5 protein-coding genes and 1 pseudogene are annotated in these 6,410 nt (G+C 67.4%); 2 read left to right on the top strand and 4 right to left on the bottom strand.

What is annotated here, in order from left to right; genetic code table 11:
• Together RTM68_RS16165 and RTM68_RS16160 are read left to right on the top strand one after the other, a co-directional pair.
• Positions 1-1,409, top strand: a 1,409-nt coding sequence (locus tag RTM68_RS16165; RefSeq protein ID WP_312172865.1) for a DUF4407 domain-containing protein, incomplete at its 5' end; no start/stop codon positions are given.
• 70 nt (positions 1,410-1,479) lie between these two features.
• Positions 1,480-2,493: an aldo/keto reductase family protein gene (locus RTM68_RS16160; RefSeq protein ID WP_312172864.1), complete on the top strand. Its 1,014-nt coding sequence runs from the start codon at positions 1,480-1,482 to the stop codon at positions 2,491-2,493.
• A gap of 129 nt (positions 2,494-2,622) precedes the next feature.
• Here the strand turns inward: RTM68_RS16160 and RTM68_RS16155 are convergent, their stop codons facing one another.
• The 4 genes and pseudogenes from RTM68_RS16155 to RTM68_RS16140 all read right to left on the bottom strand — a co-directional run.
• On the bottom strand, positions 2,623-3,540 hold the full coding sequence (locus RTM68_RS16155; RefSeq protein ID WP_312172862.1) for a carbohydrate ABC transporter permease: 918 nt from the start codon (positions 3,538-3,540) through the stop codon (positions 2,623-2,625).
• Positions 3,537-4,487 (bottom strand): sugar ABC transporter permease, encoded by a 951-nt coding sequence (locus RTM68_RS16150; RefSeq protein ID WP_312172859.1) that lies wholly within the window; start codon positions 4,485-4,487, stop codon positions 3,537-3,539. The genes RTM68_RS16155 and RTM68_RS16150 overlap by 4 nt, the downstream gene beginning before the upstream one ends.
• A 3-nt stretch (positions 4,488-4,490) precedes the next feature.
• Entirely contained in the window at positions 4,491-5,801 is a 1,311-nt protein-coding gene (locus RTM68_RS16145; RefSeq protein WP_312172856.1) for a sugar ABC transporter substrate-binding protein, read from the bottom strand.
• A 99-nt stretch (positions 5,802-5,900) separates the two neighbouring features.
• Positions 5,901-6,410 (bottom strand): annotated as a pseudogene (locus RTM68_RS16140) (aminotransferase); the annotation flags it as partial.

The following is a 6,410-nucleotide window of genomic DNA, read 5'->3' as shown; positions in this document are numbered from 1 at the left end:
CTCGCCGCCAGCCGCGCGAGCGGAAGCCTCGGGTGCCCGGTTCGCGTCTGCGTCAGCTCGCGATCCTGGGTGGGGCGGAGGGCGAGATCCTCGACCGGGTGCCCGGCGAGACCCCGCGCTTCGTGCAGATGTTCTTCGTGCTCGCGGGCACCGCGCTGGTCTCGGCGATCTCGATGCTGTTCGCGCTGACCACCGGCGTGCAGGCCGCGATCTGGCTCGCCGTGCCGCTCGCGATCGTGTGGGCGCTGATCATCTTCAACCTCGACCGGTTCCTCACGTCGACCATGACGTCGACGCGCAACGTCTGGAAGCTGATCGGTCTCGCCATCCCTCGAGTCGTCATGGCCGCGATCATCGGCTTCGTCGTCGCCGAGCCGCTCGTGCTGCAGATCTTCCACAACGACATCGCGCGAGAGGTCGCCTCGACCAACATCACGCAGGCGCAGGCCGATCAGGACGCCCTCGAGACCGGCCCCGAGAAGAAGGCGCTCGACGCGGCATCCGACCGTGTCGCCGCCCTCGAGAACCAGGCGGCCACAGGTGTGGTCGCCGGCACCGACTCGTCGTCGGCCAGTGAATCGGCCGCGCAGGCGACCGTCGACGACCTCACCACCAAGATGACCGACCAGCAGGCCGTCATCGACCAGGCGCGCATCCTCTACCAGTGCGAGCTCACCGGAGAGGGCGCGGGCACGGTTCCCGGCTGCACCGGCGTGAACGGCGAGGGCGCGAGCTCGGATGCCGCGCAGGCCCAGCTCGCCGAGGCGCAGCAGACGTACGACGCGCTCGCCGCGCAGCTGCGCACCGCCAACGAGGAGCTCGCCGCGGCCGGCACCGCCGCCAAGGAGAACACCAGCACGTCGGAGGCGCAGAATCGCGAAGAGGCGCAGTCGCAGCTGCCCGCGGCACGCGACAGCTACGACACGGCGCTCGCCGCCTACAACGCGCGGGCCGAGTCCGTGGCATCCGGCAACGCGGGCGCGATCGGACTGCTGAGTCAGATCAGCGGCCTGAACAGGCTCAGCGAGAAGGAGCCCACGATCCTGTGGGCGCACATCCTGATCGCCGCGCTGTTCTTCATGATCGAGCTGCTGCCCGTGCTCGTGAAGGTGCTCACGTCGTACGGCGACCCGTCGCTGTACGAGAAGGCCCTGGCGATCCGCAAGCAGGTGGCACTCGACAGGGTCACCGCCGAGGGCTTCCGCGACCGCGCGGCGATCGTGAACGTGCAGTCACAGGGCATCCAAGCGGATGCCTCACCGACCGAGCCGCAGACCCGTGCCGAGCGCAAGGCGGACGAGCAGGCGGCGCGCGAGCGCGCGCAGGCCGAGGAGCGCGAGCTCGCCGAGAAGCGCGCGCAGGCGCAGACGCTCGAGGAGCAGGAGCAGCTGGTCGAGCCCCGCGTCTGAGCTCCTGCGGTTCTGAGACCGGTCACGGGGATCCGGGCCCGACGTCCGTGGCGGCCGGTAGCGTGGTCACATGGTCAACTATCGCTATCTCGGCAACAGCGGTCTCAAGGTCTCTGAGATCACCTACGGCAACTGGGTCACCCACGCTTCACAGGTCGGCGACGACGCCGCCGTCAAGACCGTGCACGCGGCGCTCGACGCCGGCATCACCACGTTCGACACCGCAGACACCTACGCCAACACGGCGGCCGAGGTCGTGCTCGGCAAGGCGCTCGAGGGTCAGCGTCGCGAGAGCCTCGAGATCTTCACGAAGGTCTACTTCCCGACCGGCCCCAAGGGTCCGAACGACACCGGGCTCAGCCGCAAGCACATCCTCGAATCCATCAACGGCTCGCTGAAGCGCCTCGGCACCGACTACGTCGACCTCTACCAGGCCCACCGCTTCGACCACGAGACCCCGCTCGAAGAGACGTTCCAGGCGTTCGCCGACGTCGTGCGTCAGGGCAAGGCGCTCTACATCGGCGTCTCGGAGTGGACGGCCGAGCAGCTGCGCGAGGGGCACGCGCTCGCGAAGCAGCTCGGTGTGCAGCTCATCTCGAACCAGCCGCAGTACTCGATGCTGCACCGCGTGATCGAGGGCAAGGTCGTCCCCGCCTCCGAAGAGCTCGGCATCTCGCAGATCGTCTGGTCGCCGATGGCGCAGGGTGTGCTCTCGGGCAAGTACCTGCCCGGCCAGCCGGTTCCGGCCGGATCCCGCGCGACCGACCCGCACAGCGGCGCCGACTTCATCAAGAGCTTCCTGCAGGACGACATCCTCACCGCCGTGCAGAAGCTGAAGCCGATCGCCGAGGAAGCGGGCCTGTCGATGCCGCAGCTCGCGATCGCGTGGGTGCTGCAGAACAAGAACGTCGCCGCTGCGCTGGTCGGAGCCTCGCGCCCCGAGCAGCTCGCCGACACGGTCAAGGCCTCGGGCGTGACGCTCGACGCCGACACACTCGCCGCGATCGACACCGCCCTGGGCGATGCGGTCAACCGCGACGCCGAGGCCACGTACTCGGTGTCGCCGAAGGCCCGCCTGGTCTGACGGCCCGCACCACGAAGGCCGCCACTCTCCTCGAGTGGCGGCCTTCGTCGTGGTGCCGCCCGGCGCTTTCGAATCGCGCACTGTGCAGTTCTTCCGGGTGGATTTCTGCACAGTGTGCGATTCGAAAGGCTATTCCTTGACGGCTCCGGCGGTGAGGCCCTGCACGATCCAGCGGCTCGCGAGAGCGAACATCACCATGGTCGGCAGGATCGTCAGCACGGCTGCGGCGCTCATCGAGCCCCAGTCGATGTTGAACGTCGAGATGAAGCCGTTCAGCGCCGACGGCACCGTGCGGTTCTCATCCGTGTTCATCAGCACGACCGACAGGAACAGCTCGTTCCAGCAGTTGACGAAGTTGAAGATGAACGCCGCGATGATGCCCGGGGTCATCACCGGCACGAGCACCCGGAACAGGGCGCCGAAGCGCGAGCATCCGTCGATCATGGCCGCCTCTTCGAGCGCGTCGGGCACGTTCTCGAAGAATCCGCGGAGCATGACCGTGGAGAACGGGATGCAGACCGCGATGTAGACCAGGATGAGGCCGGGCTTGGTGTCGACCAGACCGAGGTCGGTCATCATCGAGTACAGCGGGCCGAGTGCGATGAACGCGGGGATCATCTGCGTCAGCAGGAACGCGACCAGCACGGTGCCCTTGCCCCGGAACTCGAAGCGGGCGATCACGTAGGCGCTCAACAGGGCGATCAGTGTCGCCACCGCGCCGGCGATGAGCGCCACCAGAGCCGAGTTGCCGAGGAACACCCCGAACGAGCTCTGCTGGAACAGGCTGACGTAGTTGTCGAACGAAGGCTCGCTGGGCCAGTACTCGATCGGGAACGAGTTGATCGTGCCGGGCGACTTGAACGACGTCAACGCGATCCAGTACAGCGGGAACAGCGTGATGACGAGCCAGAGACCGAGCCCGACCACACGCGCCACGCCGCCTGCCGACAGCTTTCGACGCGTCGTGCGCGGGGTCTTGTGCGCCTCGGGGACGGTGATCTGCCTGGTCTCGGTGATGGTGGTGCCGGTGGGCGTCATGATGGTCATCGCTGGACCCTCCGCATCGCCATGAGGTAGAACGCGCAGAACACGAACAGGAACGCGACGACGATGAGTCCGATCGCGCTCGCGATGCCGTAGTTGCCCTGCTGGGTGTAGTTGATCATCCACGTCGTGATGATGTGCGTCTGGTTCGCCGGTCCGCCGTTCGTCATCGCGTAGATGATGTCGGGGAAGTTGAAGATCCAGATGATGCGCAGCAGGATCGTCAGCAGCAGCGTCATCGAGATGTACGGGATGATGATCGAGAACAGCTGGCGCGCCTTGCCGGCGCCGTCGAGGCTCGCGGCCTCGAGCATCTCGTCAGGCACCGACTGGAGTGCCGCGAGGATCATGATCGCGAAGAACGTCACGCCGTACCAGACGTTCGCGACGATGACCGCGAACATCGCGAGCTTCGGGTCGGCCAACCAGGGGAGCGGGGCGTCGATCAGGCCGGCCTTCATGAGCAGGTCGTTCACGACGCCGAACTCGGCGTTGAACATCCAGCGGAACAGCATCCCGATCAGGAATCCCGACACCGCCCAGGGGAAGAACACGAGGGCCTGGTAGAGCCCGCGGAAGCGGAATCGCTTGCGCAGCGCCAGAGCGATCAGGAAGCCGATCACGAGCTGCGGCACGAGCGAGCCGACGACCCAGAGCACCGAGTTCCACGCGACGATCGGGAAGGCCGGGTCCTGGAAGACGGCGACGAAGTTGTCGAACCCGACCCACGGAGTCGAGGTGAGGTCCCACAGGTTCCAGTCGTGGAAGGCCATGCGTGCGCCCTGCAGCATGGGCCAGTAGGTGAACCAGCACACGAACACGATCGCCGGGGCCATGAAGGCCAGCAGCGTCAGCGCGTGGCGGCCACGGAAGGGGCGGCGCCGGCGGGAGGCCGGGGAGGCCCCGACGGCGGTGCCGCCGGAGCCCCCTTCGGGAGTGGTCCGGGTCACGGATCAGCCCTGTTCCGCGGCGTACTTCTCGGTCCAGAAGGTGTCCCACGACTCGAGCAGCTCGGTGGTGCTCATGTTGCCCAGGAGCACGTTCTGCACGTCCTGGTCGGACTTCTGGATCCACTCGGTCCACCAGCTGACGCCACGGGGCTGACGCACGTTGACGTACGTCTCGGGGTCTTCGGTCATGGTGACGTAGCTCGTCCACGGGCCGGTCGAGTAGAACTCGTCGTCCGCGGCCTCCGAGATGATCGGCACGAGGCTGTTGGCCTGCGCGAACTCAGTCGCCGGCTCGGCCGACGACAGGAACTCGACGAGCTTGACCGCGGCATCCTGGTGCTCGCTGGCCTCGGCGACACCCCAGCCGGCGACGGCCAGCGGCTGCGCGGCCTTGCCCGACGGGCCGACGAGCAGGGGAGCGGTGTCCCACTGGTCCTCGGTCAGCGACGAGTCCTGCACGGTCGCGATGACCTCGGGGTCCTGCAGCAGGAACGCGGTGGTGCCGTTCGTGAAGCCGGCCACCATCTCGGGGTAGCCCCACGAGACGGCCGAGGGCGGGGAGGCCTCCGTGAAGAGATCGAAGTAGTCGTCGACGGCCTCCTGCGCCTCGGGGGCGGCGAAAATCGTCGAGCCGTCCTCCATCAGGAACGCGTCATCGACATCGAGGCCGTCGATCGTGTATGCCTCGATCGCCGCGACGACGTTGCTGTTGGCGTTCGCGCCGCCGCGGAACGCGTACCCGTAGATGTTGTTCGACGGGTCCTGGATGGCGCTGGCCTGCTCGAGCAGGGCCTTCCAGCTGTGGGGCGGGCCGTCGAAGCCGGCCTCCTCGACCAGGTCGGTGCGGTAGAACAGCGACAGGCCGTAGAAGCCGTAGGGAACGAAGTAGCTCTTGCCGTCGGCGGCGACCGATGCGGACTGCGCGTTGTCGGTCAGCGCATCCCAGCCGTCCCAGTCCTCGAGGTCGCCCGAGATGTCGTGCAGCCAGCCGTTGTTCGCGAACGGGCCGACGGTGATGTCGCGGACCTCGAGCACGTCGACGCCCTTGCCCGACTGCAGCATCTGCTGGATCTTCGCGTCGGCCTGCTCGGTGGGCGGCGAGACCAGCTTGACGGTGATGTCGGGGTTCTCCTTCTCGAAATCGTCGAGCAGGCCGCGGAGCAGTTCGGTGCGCGCAGGGTTGGTCAGGCTCTCGACCATCTGCAGGGTGACGGTGCCGTCGGAGGACGAGCTGCCTCCGGTGGAACAGCCGGTGAGTGCGAGAACGGCGACGGTGCCGATTCCTGCGGCGGTCGTCAAGATCTTGTTCTTCACGGGGTGCCTCTCAATTGGTGATGGGTGGTTCGGTTCGGGTTGTTGTCGGGTCGGATCGTGTGTCGGGTGTTCGGTGCGGGGAGGGGAAGACGGATGCGGTCAGGAGATGACGACCGGGTCGGCCGTGCGGATGCCGGCACGGCGGAGGATCTGCGGGATGCAGCGCTCGACGAAGATCTCGAAGTCGGATGCCTCGGTGTAGAGGTGCGCGGACAGGCGGAAGTACCCGATGCCGCGGAAGCTCGTGAACGCGGTCTCGACTCCGGTCTCGTCGAGCAGGTCCATCCGCAGGGCGTCGGCCTCTTCGCGGGTCGCGCCGAGTCCGAGAGGCAGGCGCACGAGGCGCATCGTCGGCACGGGTGAGGGGAGGGGCGTCAGAGGGTCTTCGTCGCCGTAGGGGCGCAGGCCCTCGGCGATGATCTCGGCACCGGCATCCGCCATCTGCGCCATCGCCTGGCGGGCGTTGTGCCAGCCGAACTCGGTCTCGATGAAGTCGATCGACGCGGGGGTCGCGAGGTACGTCGTGGCGTCGATCGTTCCCTGGGTGTCGAAGCGCTCGGGGTAGGGCTCGTTCGCGGCCCACGAGTCGATGAGCGGCCACAGCTCATC

The organism is Microbacterium sp., assembly GCF_031988965.1.
Taxonomy (GTDB): domain Bacteria; phylum Actinomycetota; class Actinomycetes; order Actinomycetales; family Microbacteriaceae; genus Microbacterium.
This window is presented reverse-complemented; position numbering and strand designations above follow the sequence as displayed.

Coding starts and splice junctions, on each gene's coding strand:
- RTM68_RS16155 (WP_312172862.1), bottom strand. CDS start 3,540: ATGACCATCATGACGCCCACCGGCACCACCATCACCGAGACCAGGCAG.
- RTM68_RS16160 (WP_312172864.1), top strand. CDS start 1,480: ATGGTCAACTATCGCTATCTCGGCAACAGCGGTCTCAAGGTCTCTGAG.